Origin of the sequence: Bacillus sp. RC251, assembly GCF_044908765.1 — a bacterium.
Classification (GTDB): Bacteria; Bacillota; Bacilli; order Bacillales; family Bacillaceae_G; genus Bacillus_A; species Bacillus_A wiedmannii.
This window is the reverse complement of sequence record NZ_JBIYDP010000002.1, coordinates 570,936-592,628: the sequence shown is the minus strand read 5'-3', so window position 1 is coordinate 592,628 and position 21,693 is coordinate 570,936. Positions and strand designations below refer to the sequence as shown.

The window sequence follows — 21,693 nt, the reverse complement described above, 5'->3', positions numbered from 1 at the left end:
CACTTTTTTCTTTTTCCTATACTCACATACTTTCACTGCTTTCATACAATAAACTACACGAACGCCTAAAGGATGTGAATGTTATGGGAGTTGAATTAACGCTGTTACACGCTCTCTATATTCTTTGTTTACTCACTATTATTACTTTTTTTATTCTCCGGAAAGATACGACGATTATTTGTATCGTTTTTATCTTTTTGTTAGCATTAACTGCTACAAGTTCTATCCCTCTTGCCATTAGCGGTATTTTTCAAAGTTTCATTTACGCTATTACTGAACTATTACCAACTATATTAATCATCTCCATTATCGTATCAATGAGTAATCTACTCGTTCATACTGGCATAAATGACACGATGATTTCACCATTTACAAAGATGATTCGTACACCTACCCTCGCCTATTGGATGATCGGCCTTTTAATGATGACAATTTCTTTCTTCTTTTGGCCTTCTCCCGCTGTCGCCTTAATGGGAGCTATTTTATTACCGGTCGCTGTACGCGTTGGTCTTCCTCCAATCGGAGTGGCAATTGCTATGAATTTATTCGGACACGGCATCGCCTTATCTGGTGACTTCGTTATTCAAGGTGCACCAAAATTAACTGCAGACGCTGCTGGTCTTCCTGTTTCCAGCGTTGTTTCTGCCAGTGTTCCTCTCGTAATTGTTATGGGCATTGTGACAACTTCCGTCGCGTTTTTCTTCTTACGAAAAGAATTTCATACAGGCTTATCCATACAAGAATCTATTCCATCAACTGCGTCTTCTAAAACGCTCACTTCATTATCTCCTCGGACAAAAAAATGGCTCGCTATTTGCATTCCGATCGTATATGCCATCGATATCCTTTGCATGATTCAATTTAAACTACAAGGAAGCGACGCAACTGCACTTATCGGCGGGACGACTGTTATTATAATTATCATCATTTCTCTCATCGCCTACAAAGGTAATGGACTAAATAAAACGACCGATTATTTTATAGAAGGGCTCCAATTCGGATTTAAAATCTTTGGTCCAGTTATCCCAATTGCTGCACTCTTTTATTTAGGGGATAGCGGTTTTGTAAAAATTATCGGGGACTATTTACCGAAAGGTTCACACGGAATCATTAACGACTTAGGAATCGCTTTGTCTCAAACAGTTCCTTTAAATCAATATGTATCGGCGGGAACATTAACTATCGTTGGTGTCATAACAGGTTTAGATGGATCTGGCTTTTCTGGTATATCGCTTGCTGGTTCGATTGCCAATCTTTTCGGAGCAGCACTTGGGCATGGAACAGCTACATTAACAGCTCTCGGGCAAATTGCTGCAATCTGGACCGGAGGCGGGACTTTAATTCCTTGGGCGCTTATTCCTGCCGCTGCCATTTGTAAAGTGGATCCATTTGAACTTGCACGCCGAAATTTTTTACCGGTTGTGATTGGCTTAATAGTCACCACAATCGTTGCGATGTTTATTCTATAACATAAGCAAGTGTTCTCTTGCTTATGTTTTTTTATTGTAAATTTCATCATGAATTACTGGCTTTCAAAAGGAGTTATGTATATGTTAGCGAAATTATATTAAGAGAGTATTTATTCCAAAACGTTTACGAGAAACAGATTACTTCCATTAGAAAAGGGGACATAACTATGAATGAATTGATTTTCGTCTTATTAATTTGTCCATTACTTATCTTTATCATTTCTGTTATTGGAACACGCAAGACGAAAACGTATTACGTAATGCCAATTGTAACGTTTGCTAGTTTTTTAATAATAGGTGTTATCGCCTTTACTCCAAAATTTTTCTTTTGGGTTGGCATGTACAGCATCTTCTCGTTCATTGTTTCTTATATGACTCTATTGTTTGTAAGAGGATATGAAGTTGCGGAAAACGCTAAATAGTTGTTAGCAAGGAGATTAGAATATGATTTTCTTTGATATTGATGGAACTTTACTTGATTATGAGACTGCTGAAAGACATGGTATTATAGATTTTTTTCAAATATATAATACTATTTTTTAGGCAATGAATTAGAAGCAACAGAAGTCTGGCATGAATTATCAGAGGTATATTTCAACAAATTTTTATCCAAGGAATTATCTTTTCAAGAACAACAAAGGATGCGAATGTATCATTTATTTAAAGCATATGGAGTAAACTTATCACCCGAGGAATCTCAGCACAGATTCAATCAATATATAGAACTATACAAGAACAACTGGGCCGTGTTTGAAGATGTACACTATACATTACATGCCTTGCAGCAAGAAGGGCACACATTAGGTATCATTAGCAATGGTGACTATGAACAACAAATCGAAAAGTTAACTACTCTAAACATTCTACAATATTTTAAATATATATTTACTTCTAGTGAAATTGGGAAATCGAAACCAGACCCTGAAATTTTTCAAAGAGCTGTATTACAATCTAGTCTTGCAATGAAAGATTGCTATTATATTGGTGATCGATTAGAAACAGATGCAATTAGTAGTACAGCAGCTGGAATGCAAGGGATATGGTTAAATCGTGATAACTTGCAACTCAAATGTGATGTTCCTACTATCTGTTCTTTACATGAAATTATAACAATAATATAAAAAAAACGACCGCGTTCCCCCGCGGTCGTTTTTTTCGTGTTACGCTGTAATCCAAGCTTCGTTTGCTGGATTTTTACGCCACTCTTGTAATTTTTTCGTTTCAGCTTGTCCGATCATACCTTTTTCTGCTGCTACTTCAGTTAATGCACTGTAGTCGCTTAAAGAGTATGATGCTACGTTAGCTGCCTCTAGTTTTTCTTTTCCTGCTTCTAGCTCGTATGTGAAGATTGATACGATTCCTAATACTTCACATCCAGCTTCGCGAAGTGCTTCTACACATGTAATTGCACTACCGCCAGTTGAAATTAAGTCTTCTACTACTACTACTTTTTGACCTTTTTCAGCTTTTCCTTCAATTTGGTTCCCTTTACCGTGACCTTTTGCTTTACTACGTACGTAGCACATTGGTAAATCCATACGATCGCTTACCCATGCAGCGTGCGCAATACCAGCCGTTGCTGTTCCTGCAATAACTTCTACAGTTGGGAAGTGCTCTTTAATTAACTCTTCTAATCCAGCTGCAATCGCTTGACGTACTTTTGGATAAGATAAAGTTAAACGATTATCACAATAAATTGGTGATTTCATACCTGAGGACCAAGTGAATGGATCATTCGGTTGTAAAAATACTGCTCCAATTTCTAATAAATGCGATGCGATTTCTTTTTTCATACTGTTACACCTTCCCACTGTTGTTTTACTGTTTTATACGCTTCAAGCGGATTTTCCGCTTTTGTAATACTACGTCCAACTACGATGTAGCTTGAGCCAAGTTCCCTCGCACGTTTCGGTGTTGCTACGCGCACCTGGTCATTTATATCATCGCTTGCAAGACGAATCCCCGGTGTTACTGTTACAAATTCATTTCCGCATACTTCACGTAATTTCGGAACTTCAAGTGTTGAACAAACAACACCATCAAGTCCACTTTCTTTCGTTAGTTTTGCATAATGAGCAACCGCTTCTTCTAACGTTTTCTCAATGCCAATCTCTTTTTTCATCATAGCTTCCGAAGTGCTTGTTAGTTGTGTAACTGCAATACAAATCGGTCTCTCTTTTCCTTCTTGCGTACCTTCCTCTAATCCCTCAATCGCAGCTTTCATCATACTGCTTCCCCCAGCAGCATGAACATTTACCATATCAACATCTAGACTAGCTAGGCTACGCATAGCGCTTTTTACTGTATTCGGAATATCATGAAGTTTTAAATCTAGGAAGATCTTATGCCCTTTTTCTTTTAAGTACGTAATAATCGCAGGGCCTTCTTTGTAAAATAACTCCATACCTACTTTGACAAATAGCTCTTCCCCTTCAAAGTGGTGTAAGAATTGTTCTACATCTTGTTTCCCTGGAAAATCTAGTGCAACGATTAACGACTGTGACATGTTTGTTTCCAGCTCCTTCCTTGACATTCCGAAATGTGATCAAATCCTAATTCATCTAGTAATGCTGGTAATTCTTCAATAATTGTCGGACATACGAACGGATCGATAAAGTTCGCTGTTCCAACTGCAACCGCGCTTGCGCCAGCATAGAAGAATTCAATTACATCTTCCGCAGTTTCAATACCACCCATTCCGATAATCGGAATGTTAACCGCTTGACTTACTTCATGTACCATACGAATTGCTACTGGCTTAATCGCAGGACCTGATAATCCGCCTGTACGGTTTGCTAAAATTGGTTTAGCTGTTTTTAAATCTAGACGCATACCAAGCAATGTATTAATCATCGTTAAACCGTCCGCACCCGCATTTTCAATTGCTTTTGCAATCTCCACAATGTTTGCCACGTTCGGTGACAATTTCACATATACCGGTACTTCAGAAACCTCTTTTACTCGCTTCGTTAAATCAGCAGCAATTTCAGGATTCGTACCAAAAGCGATACCACCCGTTTTTACGTTTGGACAAGAAATATTTAATTCTAGCGCATGAACATTAGGTGCCTTTGAAATTTCTTTCGCAACTGCTACATAATCCTCAGCTTGTGAGCCAGCAACATTCGCAATAATCGGAAGATCAAATTGCTCGAGAAAAGGTAATTCAGAATTCATTACCTTTTCTAATCCAGGATTTTGAAGCCCGATTGCATTTAGCATTCCGCCTGGTGTTTCCGCAACACGAGGCGTTGGGTTTCCGTAACGAGGCTGTTCTGTTGTCGCTTTAATCATAATTGATCCAAGTACACTTAAATCATAGAACTGTGCATACTCACGACCAAATCCGAAGCAACCAGATGCTGGGATGATTGGATTTTTTAATGATAACCCTGGTAATTCAACTTGCAATCTGTTCATAGTACAACCTCCCCGATTGGAAATACTGGTCCGTCACTACACACCTTCTTGTAAGAATGTCCACTCGGATCTGCTTGTAAATGGCATACACATGCAAAACATGCTCCAATGCCACAGCCCATACGCTCTTCTAATGAAATGTAGGCTTTTCTCTCTTTATAGCGTCCTTCTAATGCACGAAGCATCGCTAAAGGTCCACATGAGTATAGAATGTCAAAGTCGATTCCATAGCTATCAATTACATCTGTTACAAAGCCTTCTGTACCATGCGTACCATCAACTGTTGCAACATACGTATCACCAAGCTCTGCGAATTTCTCTTCATAGAAGACAACATCTTTCGTTTGGAAACCTAAGATGTGAATAACGCGTACTCCCTTTGCTACAAGACGCTGTGACAATTCATATAGTGGTGGTACACCAATTCCCCCTCCAACTAATAGAGCCGTTTGTCCAGCTTCCGCTTCTTCTACAGGAAAACCATGTCCAAGTGGTCCTAACACATCTACAAGTTCGCCTTGTTTTCTTTTCGCTAATGTTTTTGTTCCTTGTCCTTCCGCACGATATAGCATTGTAAATTCGTTCTTGTCTTGATCGACATTACAAATACTAATTGGGCGGCGCAGAAGGGGCGTAATGCCCTCTGCTACCTTAATGTGTACAAACTGCCCTGGATCGTTCATTTGCTGCACTAGATCCCCTTGAAGCACTAATTCGTAAATGTTTTTTGCGATTTCTTTTTGGTTAACGACGATCATATTTTGCTTTTGCATCATGCATGTACCACCTCGTGACGCTTCGTTTGCGTAATTTCTTTCATTGAATGAGCTGAGAATGTCATAGATTCTAATACTCGTAAGATTGCTCTCGTTGTATCAAGTGATGTTAAGCAAGCCACACCATTTTCTACTGATTCACGGCGAATGCGGAAACCATCACGCGCTGGTTGTTTGCCTTTTGTTAATGTATTGATTACAAACTGTGCTTTTCCTTGACGGATAATATCAAGTAAGTTGTATTCTTCAGAATCAATTTTATTTACAACTTGCACTGGAATGTTTTGCTCTGCTAACGATTGTGCTGTTCCAGCTGTTGCTAATAAGTTATAGCCGATTTCGTGGAAACGTTTTGCAATTTCCATTGCTTCTTCTTTATCTTTATCCGCTACAGTGATGATTACTGATCCGTGCGTTGGGATGTTAATTCCTGAAGCAACTAACCCTTTGTATAATGCTTTTTCAAGTGTTAAGTCTTTACCCATTACTTCCCCTGTTGATTTCATTTCAGGTCCTAATGTTGTATCAACTGAACGTAGCTTCGCAAATGAGAATACCGGTGCTTTTACATACACTTCTTTCTCTTCTGGGTGATAACCAGTTCCATATCCTTGTTCTACAAGATCTTGACCTAAAATAACTTTCGTTGCAACATTCGCCATCGGTACGCCTGTAATTTTACTTAAGAATGGTACTGTACGGCTCGCACGTGGATTTACTTCAATTACATACACTTCATCTTTGAATACTACAAACTGAATGTTTAGTAATCCAACAATGTTTAAACCTTTTCCAAGTGCAATTGTATGTTCAATAATTTGTTCTTTCAGTTTTGCAGATAAGCTTTGCGGTGGATATACTCCGATTGAGTCACCAGAGTGAACTCCAGCGCGTTCAATATGTTCCATAATACCTGGAATGAATACATTCTCACCGTCTGAAATTGCATCTACTTCAATTTCTTTACCAACCATGTAACGATCGATTAATACTGGATGATCTGCGTGAACTTTAACCGCATTTTTCATGTAGTGCAGCAGTTCTTCTTGACGATATACGATTTCCATCGCGCGTCCACCTAGTACGTAAGATGGTCTTACTAATACTGGGTAACCAATTTTGTCAGCGATTGCTACCGCTTGCTCTACAGTCGTTGCTGTTTTACCAACTGGCTGCGGAATACCAAGTTGTGTTAGAGCTGCTTCAAACTTATCACGATCTTCTGCACGGTCTAAATCTTCAAGTGATGTTCCTAAGATTTTCACACCGTGAGCCTCTAATTTAGCAGCTAAGTTAATTGCCGTTTGTCCACCGAATTGGACGATAACACCTTCTGGTTTTTCTAAATCGATAATGTGCATTACATCTTCAATTGTTAATGGTTCAAAGTATAATTTGTCAGAAATACTGAAGTCTGTTGAAACTGTTTCTGGATTGTTATTAACAATGATTGCCTCATATCCCGCTTCTTTAATTGCCCATACAGAGTGAACTGTTGCATAGTCAAACTCAACACCTTGACCGATACGGATTGGACCAGATCCTAGTACGACAACACTCTTACGATCTGTTCTAACTGATTCATTCTCGTCACCATATGTGCTGTAGTAGTAGGGTGTTGCAGATTCAAACTCTGCCGCACAAGTATCTACCATTTTATAAACAGGAGTTATGTTGCTTTCTTTACGCATATCGTAAATTTCACGCTCTGTTTTGTTCCAAGCATTGGCGATGTAATGGTCACTGAAGCCCATTTCTTTCGCTGATTGTAATACTTCCATATTTCCTACATTTGCTTTTACTTCGCGTTCCATGTTTACGATATTTTCAACTTTTTGTAAGAAGAAGAAGTCCATTTCACACCAATTGTTGATTTCTTCTTTCGTTACACCTTGACGAATTGCTTCTGCTACAATAAACAGTCGCTCATCATCAGCTTTTATAATGCGTTTTTTCATTGTCTCTTTATCAAGCTCTTTTAAATGCTCTAACTCTAAGTGATAAACACCAAGTTCTAAAGAACGAATCGCTTTTAATAATGATTGCTCTAAGTTACGTCCGATTGACATAACTTCACCAGTTGCCTTCATTTGTGTACCCAGTGTTCTGTTTGCTGATTCAAACTTATCAAATGGCCAGCGTGGAATTTTTGAAACAACATAGTCTAATGCTGGTTCGAAACAAGCATATGTTTTTTGTGTTACTGGATTTATAATTTCATCTAATGTTAAACCGACTGCAATTTTTGCCGCTAGCTTCGCAATTGGATATCCAGTTGCTTTAGATGCTAGTGCAGATGAACGACTTACACGCGGGTTTACTTCGATTACATAATATTGGAAGCTATATGGATCAAGTGCAAGCTGAACGTTACATCCACCTTCAATTCCTAATGCACGAATAATTCGTAATGAAGTGTTTCGTAACATTTGATATTCACGGTCACTTAATGTTTGGCTCGGTGCTACAACGATAGAATCACCTGTGTGAACCCCAACTGGATCGATATTTTCCATGTTACATACTACAATCGCGTTATCATTTGAATCACGCATTACTTCATATTCAATTTCCTTACAACCAGCAATGCTCTTTTCTAATAAACATTGTGTTACCGGACTATGTTTTAATCCACCTGATACGATTTCAACTAGTTCTTCTTCATTACTACAGATTCCGCCACCTGTTCCCCCCATTGTAAATGCTGGGCGAACAATAACTGGATATCCAATTTCTTTTACAAATTCATGTGCTTCTTCTAGCGTATGAATAATGGTACTAGATGGAATTGGTTCATTTAATTCCTGCATTAAGGTACGGAATAAATCACGATCCTCCGCTTGCTCGATTGCTGATAATTTTGTTCCTAAAATTTCAACTCCGCACTCTTCAAGTATGCCTGATTTCGCAAGTTCAACAGCCATATTCAGGCCTGTTTGACCACCTAATGTTGGTAAGATTGCATCTGGACGTTCTTTACGAATGATACGGCTTACAAATTCTAGTGTTAATGGTTCTATATATACTTTATCTGCCGTTGCAGTATCTGTCATAATTGTTGCTGGGTTAGAGTTAACAAGGATTACTTTGTAACCTTCTTCTCTAAGAGATTGACAAGCTTGTGTACCAGAGTAGTCAAACTCTGCTGCTTGCCCAATTACAATTGGTCCTGATCCGATTACTAAAATTGTGTTAATGTCTAGGCGTTTTGGCATAACTCTTCCCCTTCTTTCTTGAAGTTTTCAATCATTGCTAAGAAATCTTCGAACAAATCGTTTGCATCTTCTGGTCCTGCAGAAGCTTCTGGATGGTATTGCACTGTAAATGCTGGGAACTTCGTATGACGAAGACCTTCTACTGTTCCATCATTTAAAGCAACATGTGTAATTTCAAGTTCTGTATTTTTAACTGATTCTTCTTCTACTGCGTAACCATGATTTTGAGATGTAATTGCTACTTTTCCAGTTGCAAGATGTTTTACCGGATGGTTTAAACCACGGTGACCGAATTTTAACTTACTTGTATTCGCACCAGATGCTAGAGCGAATAGTTGATGTCCTAAGCAAATTCCGAATAAAGGAACTTTACCGATAATGTCTTTTAACATTTCAATTGCTTCTGGTACATCTTTTGGATCTCCAGGTCCGTTACTTAACATAATTCCATCTGGGCTAAGACGTAAAATTTCTTCTGCTGTTGTATTGTAAGGTACTACAATTACATCACAGTCACGTTTATTTAATTCTCGTAAAATACCATGTTTCATTCCGAAGTCTACAAGTACAACTCGGTGTCCACGGCCTGGGCTTGGGTATGGATCTTTCGTTGATACGCGTTTCACGTGATCTGTAAATACTGTCGCTTTTAATTGGCTCACGATGTATTCTACATCTGCATCCATGTTACATATACGTCCACGTAATGTACCGTATTGACGAATTTTTCTCGTTAATTTTCTTGTATCAATTCCTGCTAACCCTGGGATATTTCTTTCTTTTAAGTAATCATTTAACGAAATTTCATTACGGAAGTTTGATGGATGATCACAAATTTCGTTTACGATTAAACCATTTACAGATGGGTGAATTGATTCAAAATCATCACGGTTAATGCCGTAGTTTCCGATTAATGGGTACGTGAATGTTACGATTTGACCGCAATATGATGGATCAGATAATGTTTCTTGATATCCAGTCATTCCTGTTGTAAATACAACCTCACCTGACTTTTCGATTTCTCCTCCGAAACCTTTTCCAATTAATACTGTTCCATCTTCTAAGATAAGTTGTCTTTTCATACTAATGCACTCTCCTTTTGCCATGCGATCTTACCACCAACGATTGTCATTACCGGCCATCCTTGGCATTTCCAACCTGCGAATGGTGTATTTTTTCCTTTTGATAAGAATGTTGTTGGGTCAATCTCTTCTTCTTGTTCTAAATCAATGATTGTAATATCAGCTGTTCTACCTTCTTTCAGGCGACCTGCTTCTAAGCCGAATGTATCAGCTGGTTTTTCTGTTAAGAATTGAATTAACTGCTCTAATGTAATAATTCCTTTTTTCACAAGGTTTGTGTATAGAAGTGGGAATGCTGTTTCAAAACCAGTAATTCCGAATGGTGCTCTTTCAATTCCTTGCGCTTTCTCTTCCGCTGTATGCGGTGCATGATCAGTTGCGATCATATCAATTGTTCCATCTAATAAACCTTCAATTAGTGCTGCGTGATCTTCTTTTCCACGAAGCGGCGGGTTCATTTTAAAGTTAGGATCAGCTGATGGGATATCATCTTCACATAACACTAAATGATGAGGTGTTACTTCTGCTGTTACTTTAATTCCAGCGCGTTTCGCATCTCGAATTACGCGTACAGAACCTTTCGTACTTACGTGACATACGTGATAGTGACAATCTGCCGCTTCAGCAAGCAGTATATCCCTTGCAATATGTACAGATTCACATACTGATGGGATACCGTTTAATCCGTGTTTCTCAGAAAACTTCCCTTCATGTACACAACCTTTATTAATAAGAGTATTCTCTTCACAATGCGCAACTACTGCCATATTTAATTTCGCTGCACGCTTCATAGCAGCTAACATCATGCTAGCATCTTGTACGCCTACACCGTCATCAGTGAAAGCAAATGCTCCAAGTTCTTTTAATGTTTCGAAATCTGTCATTTCAGAACCAGCTTGGCGTACTGTAATTGCTCCGTATGGTAGTACGTTGACATGCGCTTTTTCTTTAATACGATTTTGCAAGTCTTCCATATGTTCTCTGCAATCTGGTACTGGGCGTGTATTTGGCATTGCACAAATTGTAGTGAACCCACCTTTTGCCGCTGCTAGTGTACCTGTTTCAATTGTTTCTTTATGTTCACCACCTGGTTCACGAAGATGTACGTGTACATCTACTAATCCAGGTGCGATTAACTTTCCGTTCACATCGATTACTTCAGCATTATCTGCCGTAATATTTTCTGCTACCTTAGCGATTTTACCGTCTTGTACGAGAAGATCTGTTGCTACGATTTTTCCTTCTTCATTCATATAACGACCATTTTTAAACAAGTAATTCATGTTTCATTCCTCCTAATACATTTGGTAAGGCGCGTTTTAGTACAGCCATTCTTACGTAAACTCCATTTTCCATTTGTTTAAATATGCGTGAACGCTCACACTCAACAAGTTCACTTGCAATTTCAACATCACGGTTTACAGGAGCTGGATGCATAATAATGCTTCCTTCTTTCATACGCTTTTCTCTTTCCACTGTTAATCCGTGTTTCTCATGATACTCTTTCATAATGTCTGTTTCATAATGATCATGACGCTCATGTTGTACACGAAGTAACATCATTACATCCACTTCTGGAACAAGTTCATCTAATGGTTTGTATGTTCCAAACGTGCTGTCTTCATCTTTCCACTCTTCTGGACTTGCAAAGTAAATTGTTGCACCCAGTTTCGTTAATGCTTCTGCATTAGAACGTGCTACTCGGCTATGACGAATATCTCCTACTATCGCAATCTTTAATCCTTCAAATCTTCCAAACTCTTGTTTAATTGTAAGAAGATCGAGTAGGCACTGCGTTGGATGATTTCCACATCCATCTCCAGCGTTTAAGATTGGGATATTTACCTGTTCTTTTAGTTCATCGAAGTAGCGATCTTGCTCATGGCGGACGATCACCGCTTTTGTTCCGATTGATTCTAGTGTTCTTATCGTATCGTATAAAGTTTCTCCTTTTTGTACGCTTGATGCATCCGCTGAAAAGTTTAAAACTTCAATTCCTAATCTCTTCTCAGCAACTTCAAAGCTAAATCTCGTTCTCGTACTATTCTCAAAGAACAAGTTCGCAACAAAAGTTTGCTCTGTCGTTTTGCTCTCTTTTCCATTCGCGAAATCTTCTGCGTCTTTTAGGATTTCTGAAATTTCTACTTCCGATAATTCACTCATCGTTAACAAATGGCTCATCGTCATCCCTCATCTTTCTGATTTTTATGTTACCACTTTTGTATTTTTATAACAACTTTTGTATAAAAATACCCTAGTCATTTGAGACTAGGGTGCAAGGAAGAAGCCACCCTTTCCGGTCTCACAGGACTGAATTAAAAGGTTATTATTATGAAGCAATCTGCTTAGATTGTTTTATTTGTTTCGTTTCTGGTAGTAGTAGATTTAATAGTACACCTACAATTGCTGCTAGTGCCATTCCTTCTACTTGGAACGATTCTCCTACGTGGAGTACCGCTCCACCAATACCGATTACTAGTATTACTGATGCAATCATTAAGTTTCGTTTGTCACTTAGGTCTGTTTTATCATCTACCATCATGCGTAATCCGCTTGATGCAATTACACCGAATAGTAAGATTGATACACCACCCATAACTGGTGTTGGGATCGAATGAATCAGTGCAGAAATCTTACCGATAAATCCGAACATGATTGCAAACACCGCTGAGCCGATGAATAAGTATACACTGTATGCTCTCGTAATTGCTAACACACCGATGTTTTCACCATACGTTGTATTCGGTGGTCCACCTATTAGTGATGCAATCAATGTTGCTATTCCATCACCGAAGATTGAGCGATGTAAACCTGGTTTTTCAATTAAATCTCTTTTAATAACATTTCCTAGTACAATTTGATGTCCGATATGTTCTGAAATTGTTACTAATGCTACTGGTACCATCAAGAGTACAATCTTCCACGAAAACTCCGGAGTATATGTTACAAATGGTACTGTGAAATCTGGTACAACAAACCATTTTGCCTCAGCTACCGGCTTTAAGTTTACTAGCCCTTGGAAGTAAGCAAAGATATATCCGCCGACAATGCCCAGTAACACTGGTATGATACTGAAAAACCCTCTTCCGAATATAGAGCAGATAATTGTAATTGCTAATGTTACTAATGCTACTGAAAAGTGTGTAAAGCTATATTTGCCATCCGCACCGTTCATCGCCATGTTAACTGCTGTATGTGCTAAAGCTAGACCGATTACCATTACGACTGGACCAACTACGATTGGCGGAAGTAATTTCATAATCCACTCTGATCCTGACTTCTTAATTCCGAGTGAGATTAAGATGTACACAAGTCCTGCAAACAAACCACCAAGCATTGCTGCTCCAGGTCCACCTGCTGTTTTCGCTGTTATAATCGGTGCGATAAAGGCGAATGATGATCCTAGATAGGCAGGTACTTGACCTTTCGTTATAAGAAGAAACGCTAGCGTTCCTAATCCACTTGATATTAATGCTACTGACGGATTCAATCCTGTTAAAAACGGAACAAGCACTGTTGATCCAAACATCGCGAACAAATGTTGTATACTTAAAAATAACCATTTTCCCGGTTTCGGTACTTCATTAACGTCTAACACTGGCTTTTGTTCCATTGTTACATCCTCCTTCAGTTTAAATCTTTGCAATAAAAAAACTCTTTGTGCCTGTGCACAAAGAGTCCTACACTTTCGTATGCCAAATTTGACATATGAAAGCCAAGACCCTTTGGCAGCCTCACAGGACTACATTTAAAAGGGCTTTACTTATCGTATATGCTTACTCGATCTTGTTGATCTGTCTCTTGCAAATCAACTTCGATACGCTCTTCACTTGATGTTGGAATGTTCTTTCCTACATAATCAGCGCGAATTGGTAGTTCACGATGACCTCTATCAACAAGAACCGCCAGTTGGATTTGTGATGGTCTACCTAAATCCATAAGAGCATCCATTGCTGCTCGAACTGTTCTTCCTGTATATAATACATCATCCACAAGGATAACTTTTTTCTTCGTAATATCTACAGGGATATCAGAACCTTTTACAAGTGGTTCTTCATTTTTCGATTGTAGTGTTAGATCATCACGATATAACGTAATATCTAGCTCTCCAACTTCCATTTCTTTTCCTTCAATTTGACCAATTCGTTCTGCCAAACGTTGTGCAATAAAAATTCCACGAGTTTTAATTCCGACAAGAACACAATTATCGACACCTTTATTTCGTTCCACGATTTCATGACTAATTCGTGTTAAAGCGCGGCGAATCATTTGGTCATCTAAAACAACAGCTTTCTCTTGCATGCTCTACACCTCCAAGCTTTTTTCTTGCGTGAGAGTAATGGTATAAAAAAAGTCCTCTCAGCGTGTGCGAGAGGACTTTTGAAAAAAGGGTACAGCATACCCTATGTATTTCAAACCGTTACCTTCTCAACCTCACGGGGCTGTGTTAAAGGATCATTATTTAACTGTTGTCAGTATCTCAGTTTTCTTATGATTTGTCAATACTATTTCCGTAAAATATTTAATGCGTCTTCAAACACTTCTGGAATCGGTGCCTCAAACTGAATATATTCACCAGTACGAGGATGGTCAAACCCTAAAATACCTGCGTGAAGTGCTTGTCCATTCATGTCTAATGTTTTCTTCGGACCATACTTCGGATCTCCTGCAAGTGGATAGCCAATATATTTCATATGAACACGAATTTGGTGCGTACGTCCCGTTTCTAAGCGACATTCTACAAGTGTAAAATCTTTAAAGCGTTCTAACACCTGGAAGTGTGTAACAGCATTCTTACCATTTTCATCAACTGTCATGCTTTGACGTTCTTTCTTATCGCGACCAATTGGCGCATCGATCGTTCCTTTATCATGCGGAATCACACCGTGTACAATCGCTTTGTAACGTCTTGTTACTGTTTTTGCTACAAGTTGATTTACAAGTGACTCATGCGCCACATCATTTTTAGCAACCATTAATAGTCCAGATGTATCTTTATCAATACGATGCACAATACCAGGACGCATTACACCGTTAATACCTGACAGGTCTGTACAATGGTGCATAAGTCCGTTTACAAGCGTACCGCTTGTATGCCCTGGAGCTGGATGTACAACCATACCACGTGGCTTATTTACAACGAGTACATCTGCATCTTCATAATAAATTTCTAAGCCCATATCTTCTGCTTGGATATCTAACTCTTCTGGATCAGGAATCGTTACTGTAATTTCATCGTTTTCTTTAACTTTATAATTCACTTTTACCGATTTTCCATTAACTGTAACGACATCATCTTTAATCCATTGTTGTACTTGTGAACGTGACCATTCACTGTTTATTTCTGCAACGAATTTATCAATTCGCTCACTTTTTTGTTCTTCTGCAACTGTTACTTGTACTACTTCACTCATTCAATTACTCCTTCGTTTTCTTGCCTTCTAATAATGTTTGAATAATAATTAATACAACACCAATACATAATGCTGAATCAGCTATATTGAATACTGGATAGTTGTACGAGAAAATATACACGTGAATGAAATCCACTACTTCTTGTCTAAATACACGATCAATGAAATTACCAATTGCTCCGCCTAATATTAGACCTAATGAAATCCCTAGAAGTTTGTCTGTTTTCGCATATTTTTGCATATAAATTACGATAAATACTACAAAAACGACTGTAATAATGTAGAAAAACCACATTTTATTTTCTAAAATCCCCCAGGCAGCTCCTCTATTTCGATGTGATGTTATGTATAATACATTATCGATAATCGGAATGCTCGTACCCAATTCCATGTTCTTTACAATTAGCCATTTCGATATTTGATCGATGGCAATGACAAATAACGCTATTACATAATATATCATTTTCATTTCCCCCACAAAGACAGTGTACCTCAAAATTTTAGCATAGCTGCAACCTTTTCACAATGAACCTTTATAGAAGAATAAAATAAATTAAAAAAAGGTAATATAATATCGTTGTGCGCATTCATACATTTACTTTTTCATAGAAAAATTCATGAATGGTACGGGCAGTCGGCATCGTCTTCATTTGTTTTACCGAAATTGCTCTCCCCGTTTCTTCACAAATACCATACATATCTATTTCCATTTTAAATAATGCACGTTCTACATCTTTTAAGTCCTCTTTTATATCATGTAATAGGAGTTTTTTCTTTATCTCTTCCTTAATTTCATATCCAAGCTCTTCGCTAAACTCTGTATCATATTTGTGCATGACCTCTTTAGCTAGCCTCTCTTGTAACTCTTTTCGCATCAATTGCAATTCTTCTTTGATTTCCATATACATTTCATTCACGTGTACATTCCTCCCAGCTGCAATGTACGATTAGTGTGTCCGAAATTTCTATGCTTACCTCACACACATTTTTCCTTCATAGGAAAGAGAGTGAAAGTTATTTTAATATATCATCAATAAAAAAACTGACTGTACTTACGCACAGTCAGTTTTTTTATTATTTTACATAGTTTTCTTTAACAACTGTTGCACAACGCTCACATAATGTTTCATGTTCAGCGTCTTTACCAATTGTTTCTGAAACTACCCAACAACGTTCACATGTTTCACCAGTTGCTTGAGCAACAACAACCGCTGTATGCTCATACTTCGGCGCATCTGCTGGCGCTTCTTCCATCATACCACCAAGTTTATACTCAGAAACGATGAATAATTGCTTTAAGTCTTCGCTAATAGACTCTAACATAGTTTTCATTTCTACAGTCGGATATAGCGTAATACTTGCATTTAATGACTTACCGATTACTTTCTCATTACGAGCTACTTCTAACGCTTTTAATACGTCATCACGCAGCGTCATAAATGCATCCCATTTTGTTTTTAATGCTTCCGCACCATCTAATTGTACAGCTTCTGGCATATTAGTTAATTGTACACTTTCTTCTGTTACACCCGGAATGTATGGCCATACTTCATCAGCTGTATGCGGTAAGATTGGTGTTACAAGTTTCGTCAATGCAACAAGAACATCATATAATACAGTTTGAATTGCACGACGATCTTCATGGTTTGCACCTTCAATGTATAAAATGTCTTTTGCAAAGTCTAAGTAGAATGAACTTAAATCAATTGTACAGAAGTTATGAATTGCATGATACACAGCAGCGAAGTCGTATGTTTTATATGCTTCTTTTACTTTTGTAATTAAGTCATTTAATTTCACTAACATATAACGATCTACTTCACGAAGTTCAGCTACAGCTACTGTATTTTCACTTGGCTTAAAGTCATCTAAGTTTCCTAATAAGAAACGGAATGTGTTACGGATTTTACGATACACTTCTGCTACTTGTTTTAAAATATCATCTGAAATACGTACATCAGATTGATAGTCAACAGAAGATACCCATAAGCGTAAAATATCTCCACCTAATTGATCCATAATTTTCTTCGGTACGACGATGTTTCCAATCGACTTACTCATTTTACGCCCTTCACCATCTAATACGAAACCATGGCTTAGTACGCCTTTATATGGAGCTTTACCTGTTACAGCAACTGCTGTTGATAATGAAGAGTTAAACCAACCACGATACTGGTCCGATCCTTCTAAATATAAATCAGCTGGACGTTGTAAGTCTTCGCGCTCTTCTAATACTGCTTGGTGAGAAGAACCTGAATCGAACCATACATCCATGATGTCTGTTTCTTTACGGAATTCACCATTTGGGCTACCTGTATGTGTAAATCCTTCTGGTAATAGATCTCTCGCTTCACGCTCAAACCATACGTTAGAACCGTGCTCACGGAATAAATCTGCTACATGGTTAATTGTTTCATCTGTAATAATTGGATCACCATTCTCTGCATAGAATACAGGGATTGGCACACCCCATGCACGCTGACGAGAAATACACCAGTCACCACGGTCACGAACCATATTATGAAGACGAGTTTCTCCCCATGCTGGTACCCATTTTGTTTCCGCAACAGCTTCCAATAATTCTTTACGGAACGCTTCAATAGATGCAAACCACTGTGCTGTCGCACGGAAAATAATTGGTTTTTTCGTTCTCCAATCATGTGGGTATGAATGCGTAATGAATGCTAGCTTCAGTAACGCGCCTACTTCTTCTAATTTTTCTGTAATTGGCTTGTTAGCTTTATCATAGAATAAGCCTTCAAATCCAGGTGCTTCATTTGTTAATACACCTTTATCATCAACTGGGCAAAGTACTTCTAATCCATACTTTTTACCAACAACGAAGTCATCTTCCCCGTGTCCTGGTGCTGTATGAACACAACCTGTACCTGCATCTGTTGTTACGTGATCTCCTAGCATAACTAATGAATCACGATCGTAGAATGGATGTTTTGCAACTGTATACTCAAGTTCGCTACCTTTTACCGTTTTCACAACTTCAGCATTTTCCCACTCTAACGTTTTTGCAACTGTCTCAAATAGTTCAGAAGCAATAATATATTTTTCATCATTTACTTTTACAATAGCGTATTCAAGTTCTGGGTGAACAGAAATACCTAAGTTTGCAGGTAACGTCCAAGGTGTTGTTGTCCAGATAATGAATTTCTCATCACCTTCTAATACGTTCTTTCCGTCTTTTACAGGGAATGCTACGTAAATAGATGCTGATTTTTTATCTTGGTATTCAATTTCAGCTTCTGCTAAAGCTGATTCACTCGTTGGAGACCAGTAAACTGGTTTCTGCCCTTTATAGATATAACCTTTTTTCGCCATATCACCGAACACTTTAATTTGTTGCGCTTCATAAGCCGGCTCTAAAGTAATATATGGGTTATCCCAATCTGCACGTACACCTAAACGCTTAAATTGTTCACGTTGACGTTCTACTTGTTCATATGCATACTCTGCACATAACTTACGGAACTCAGCAACTGTCATTTCTTTACGCTTTACACCTTTATTTGTTAAAGCTTGCTCAATTGGTAAACCGTGTGTATCCCAACCCGGTACATATGGTGCGCAGTAACCAGTCATTGATTTATAACGAACAATAAAGTCTTTTAACACTTTATTTAATGCATGTCCCATATGAATGTCACCATTCGCATATGGAGGTCCATCATGCAGTACAAATAAAGGACGACCTTTCGTATGTTCTTGTACCTTTTCATAAATATTCATTTCAGCCCACTGTTCTTGCATTGCAGGCTCACGTTTTGGTAAATTCCCACGCATTGGGAACTCTGTTTTTGGCATTAGTAATGTATTTTTGTACTCCATGCTCAATTCCTCCTTACATGTATAAAAGAAACACTTAAAAAACGGAATAAAAAAGAGACTTTCTCATCCCCAAAAGGGACGAGAAAGTCTCCCGCGGTACCACCCTAGTAGATCCTATACGTATGTATACAATCCTCTTTATATTCTTAACGCGAATATACGCCTACGCTTACTCTATTTGTTCAGCGCGGAACTCCAGGGTGATATTCCCATTATCTCCTTATCCTGAGCTTACACCATCCTCAGTTCGCTATATAAGGTATGAAAAAGGTACTTATCCCTATCTTCGTTTTTCTTAATAAATATGTTGTTTAAAATTATATGTAATAATGAGAAAAACGTCAAGCTTACACTGTTTCTTCTTTTTTCAACAGTTCATCTACTTCGTCTTCTAACTCAATTAGTTTATCCCAATCATCGTTGTTTAACATTTCAAGCTGTGTTTCTAATAACATACGGAAACGAGTGCGGAATACTTTCGCTTGTTTCTTTAGCTCTTCAATATCAAAGGCAACTTTTCTTGATTTTACTAACGCTTCGTTAATAATACGATCTGCATTCTTTTCAGCTTCACGTACGATTAATTTTGCTTCTTTTTGCGCATTACGTTTTACTTCTTCCGCTGCTTCTTGTGCAACGATGATAGATTTGTTTAACGTATCTTCAATATTAGAGAAATGATCTAACTTCCCTTCTAATTGCGCAACTTTTTCTTCTAAAGCTTTTTTCTCACGAATGACTAATTCATAATCTTTGATAATTTGATCAAGAAACTCATTTACTTGATCTTCATCATAGCCACGGAATCCGCGACCAAATTCTTTGTTATGAATATCTAATGGTGTTAACGGCACAACGCCACCTCCAAGTAGTTATCTAAATTTCCTATTTCAATTATATCTTTTCTTCGACAAAATAGGAGGATTTCCTTCTAAAAAACCAATCATTTTAGTATACCATACAAAATTCTCCATTTGTCGCGCTTTGTTCTACCTTCTACAGAAAACAATTTACTTCGTCCATATCCTCTCACTGAAAAAACATCTCCTGGATAACATTCATAAGAAGTTTGCTCCACTGTTTTCCAATTAACTTTTACTAAACCATTTTTTATGAAAGGTTGTACTTTTTGTCTGGATATATGTAACATTTCAGCTAACATAACATCTAAACGAAGTGAAGAAACCGTTCCAGATTTCTCTCCCCACGTTTCTTGCATCTGTAGAATTTTTTCTCCTTGTACTGGTGATAAGGAGACTTTCACTTTCCCTATAGATTGTAAGTTCATCTCAATATAAGATACAACTTCTTTCGCGACTACAATTTGGGCACGATCTTCTTGAAGCAAAATATCACCACATTTTTCTCTCGTTAAACCAAGAGACATAAATGTACCTAATATTTGCCTATGTTCTAGCGTATAAAACTTGGAAGGATAGTCAATTTCCAATACTTCTACTTGAAATTCCTCTTCATTCACTACTAGATAGTCCGGATAAATGAGTGCTCTCTTACGCTCTGCATGAGGCGTTGCACCATCAAACTGTACAGCAACATCCCCTTGTCCTATTACCATAGTGACAATTTGTTGTTGTCTTGGATCAAGGAAGTCTGTTAACTTCACTTGATGGTACTCCGCTGCTCGCTTCCACTCTAACACCTTATCCACAAAGACCTCTTCATCGGGTCTGAAATGTTCATAGATGCTCATGTATTTAACCTCTTACTATAAGAAATAGTTGAATATACTTATTAAACCATTCGTAGCAAGCTTTAACGTGAAAATCGCAACGAGTGGAGAGATATCAATCATACCAAGCGGCGGAATAAATCTGCGAAATGGTTCTAAATACGGTTCACAAATACGCGCAAGAATTTCTCCAAAAGTTGATTCCTTTGCACCAGGGAACCATGATAGAAGAATGTAAATAATAAGTGCCCACGAGTAGATCTCGATAGCAGTAATTAAAACGTTTAAAACTGTTACCATGGCGTATTACCACCTCTTTATATTTGTGTCTTCTTCTTCACCGAATAACTCTGAAATTGCACCAACAATATCTACATTTTCAGGGGTACACATAAATGTTTTCGGTCCTATTTTTTGAATGTCCCCGCCTATAGCGTATACAGTACCACTTAAAAAGTCAACGATACGTACAGCTTGATCAGTAGACATTCGTTGTAAATTAATCACAACAGCTCGTCTACCTTTTAAATGGTCCGAAATCCCTTGTGCTTCCGAATATGTGCGTGGTTCTAATAAAACAACTTTTGAAGATTGCTTTGCCGTTTCAATGCTCACAACATTTTGTTTCGGTTGCGCTTTTGGAAACGCAACATCTTGTTGTTCTGGTGGATCTTGCTGCTTCTTCATGTCTGTTTGCTCCTTTTCATAACTATATTGAGCTGCTTCTTTTTCTTCCGGTGTATCAAAAAAGAAGTATTTTACTTTTGACCAACTCATAATAAGATTC

Annotated in this window: 20 protein-coding genes, 1 pseudogene and 1 other annotated feature; of the genes and pseudogenes, 3 read left to right on the top strand and 18 right to left on the bottom strand. The window is 38.0% G+C overall.

Annotation, left to right across the window (positions count from 1 at the left end; genetic code table 11):
* The first annotated feature begins 83 nt into the window (after positions 1-83).
* From ABH961_RS13085 to ABH961_RS13075, 3 genes and pseudogenes are all read left to right on the top strand, one after another.
* Positions 84-1,469 (top strand): membrane protein, encoded by a 1,386-nt coding sequence (locus ABH961_RS13085; protein WP_048546056.1) that lies wholly within the window; start codon positions 84-86, stop codon positions 1,467-1,469.
* Positions 1,470-1,636: 167 nt separating this feature from the next.
* A complete protein-coding gene (locus ABH961_RS13080) occupies positions 1,637-1,891 on the top strand; it encodes a YbeF family protein (protein WP_048546061.1) in 255 nt (84 codons plus the stop codon).
* 22 nt (positions 1,892-1,913) lie between these two features.
* Positions 1,914-2,590 (top strand): annotated as a pseudogene (locus tag ABH961_RS13075) (HAD family hydrolase).
* 39 nt (positions 2,591-2,629) lie between these two features.
* Here ABH961_RS13075 and pyrE read toward each other — a convergent pair.
* The 18 genes from pyrE to ABH961_RS12985 all read right to left on the bottom strand — a co-directional run bounded on the left by pyrE (position 2,630) and on the right by ABH961_RS12985 (position 21,683).
* The gene (gene pyrE, locus ABH961_RS13070) at positions 2,630-3,262 is read right to left on the bottom strand and encodes an orotate phosphoribosyltransferase (RefSeq protein ID WP_000711449.1); all 633 of its coding nucleotides are present in this window, start codon (positions 3,260-3,262) and stop codon (positions 2,630-2,632) included.
* Complete coding sequence (gene pyrF, locus ABH961_RS13065; RefSeq protein WP_048546062.1) at positions 3,259-3,975, bottom strand: orotidine-5'-phosphate decarboxylase; 717 nt, start codon at positions 3,973-3,975, stop codon at positions 3,259-3,261. Before pyrF ends, pyrE begins: the two co-directional genes overlap by 4 nt.
* Positions 3,960-4,889, bottom strand: a complete 930-nt coding sequence (gene pyrD, locus ABH961_RS13060) for a dihydroorotate oxidase B catalytic subunit (RefSeq protein WP_001081053.1) — start codon at positions 4,887-4,889, stop codon at positions 3,960-3,962. The genes pyrF and pyrD overlap by 16 nt, the downstream gene beginning before the upstream one ends.
* Positions 4,886-5,665, bottom strand: coding sequence for a dihydroorotate oxidase B electron transfer subunit (gene pyrK / locus ABH961_RS13055; RefSeq protein WP_000983346.1), 780 nt, complete (start codon positions 5,663-5,665; stop codon positions 4,886-4,888). Before pyrK ends, pyrD begins: the two co-directional genes overlap by 4 nt.
* Positions 5,662-8,880, bottom strand: a complete 3,219-nt coding sequence (gene carB / locus ABH961_RS13050; protein WP_098642756.1) for a carbamoyl-phosphate synthase large subunit — start codon at positions 8,878-8,880, stop codon at positions 5,662-5,664. Before carB ends, pyrK begins: the two co-directional genes overlap by 4 nt.
* Entirely contained in the window at positions 8,865-9,962 is a 1,098-nt protein-coding gene (locus ABH961_RS13045) for a carbamoyl phosphate synthase small subunit (protein WP_098047865.1), read from the bottom strand. The genes carB and ABH961_RS13045 overlap by 16 nt, the downstream gene beginning before the upstream one ends.
* Positions 9,959-11,245, bottom strand: a complete 1,287-nt coding sequence (gene pyrC / locus ABH961_RS13040; protein ID WP_001108374.1) for a dihydroorotase — start codon at positions 11,243-11,245, stop codon at positions 9,959-9,961. The genes ABH961_RS13045 and pyrC overlap by 4 nt, the downstream gene beginning before the upstream one ends.
* A complete protein-coding gene (gene pyrB, locus ABH961_RS13035) occupies positions 11,229-12,143 on the bottom strand; it encodes an aspartate carbamoyltransferase (RefSeq protein ID WP_098642758.1) in 915 nt (304 codons plus the stop codon). The genes pyrC and pyrB overlap by 17 nt, the downstream gene beginning before the upstream one ends.
* Before the next feature lie 148 nt (positions 12,144-12,291).
* Entirely contained in the window at positions 12,292-13,575 is a 1,284-nt protein-coding gene (gene uraA, locus ABH961_RS13030; RefSeq protein WP_141499128.1) for a uracil permease, read from the bottom strand.
* 146 nt (positions 13,576-13,721) lie between these two features.
* A complete protein-coding gene (pyrR, locus tag ABH961_RS13025) occupies positions 13,722-14,264 on the bottom strand; it encodes a bifunctional pyrimidine operon transcriptional regulator/uracil phosphoribosyltransferase (RefSeq protein ID WP_001156490.1) in 543 nt (180 codons plus the stop codon).
* Between the two features lie 203 nt (positions 14,265-14,467).
* Positions 14,468-15,376: an RluA family pseudouridine synthase gene (locus tag ABH961_RS13020; protein ID WP_000005846.1), complete on the bottom strand. Its 909-nt coding sequence runs from the start codon at positions 15,374-15,376 to the stop codon at positions 14,468-14,470.
* Positions 15,377-15,380: 4 nt separating this feature from the next.
* On the bottom strand, positions 15,381-15,839 hold the full coding sequence (gene lspA, locus ABH961_RS13015; RefSeq protein ID WP_000642186.1) for a lipoprotein signal peptidase LspA: 459 nt from the start codon (positions 15,837-15,839) through the stop codon (positions 15,381-15,383).
* 124 nt (positions 15,840-15,963) lie between these two features.
* On the bottom strand, positions 15,964-16,293 hold the full coding sequence (locus tag ABH961_RS13010; RefSeq protein WP_001004658.1) for a TraR/DksA C4-type zinc finger protein: 330 nt from the start codon (positions 16,291-16,293) through the stop codon (positions 15,964-15,966).
* 157 nt (positions 16,294-16,450) lie between these two features.
* Positions 16,451-19,216: an isoleucine--tRNA ligase gene (gene ileS2, locus ABH961_RS13005; RefSeq protein ID WP_098079052.1), complete on the bottom strand. Its 2,766-nt coding sequence runs from the start codon at positions 19,214-19,216 to the stop codon at positions 16,451-16,453.
* Positions 19,217-19,287: 71 nt separating this feature from the next.
* Positions 19,288-19,512: a binding site (T-box leader), on the bottom strand.
* A 51-nt stretch (positions 19,513-19,563) separates the two neighbouring features.
* The gene (gene divIVA / locus ABH961_RS13000) at positions 19,564-20,070 is read right to left on the bottom strand and encodes a septum site-determining protein DivIVA (protein ID WP_001131609.1); all 507 of its coding nucleotides are present in this window, start codon (positions 20,068-20,070) and stop codon (positions 19,564-19,566) included.
* A gap of 89 nt (positions 20,071-20,159) precedes the next feature.
* Complete coding sequence (locus ABH961_RS12995; RefSeq protein WP_000029706.1) at positions 20,160-20,927, bottom strand: YlmH family RNA-binding protein; 768 nt, start codon at positions 20,925-20,927, stop codon at positions 20,160-20,162.
* Between the two features lie 15 nt (positions 20,928-20,942).
* A complete protein-coding gene (locus ABH961_RS12990; RefSeq protein ID WP_000259082.1) occupies positions 20,943-21,206 on the bottom strand; it encodes a YggT family protein in 264 nt (87 codons plus the stop codon).
* A gap of 6 nt (positions 21,207-21,212) precedes the next feature.
* Positions 21,213-21,683 (bottom strand): cell division protein SepF, encoded by a 471-nt coding sequence (locus tag ABH961_RS12985; protein ID WP_000119131.1) that lies wholly within the window; start codon positions 21,681-21,683, stop codon positions 21,213-21,215.
* Positions 21,684-21,693 lie beyond the last annotated feature (10 nt).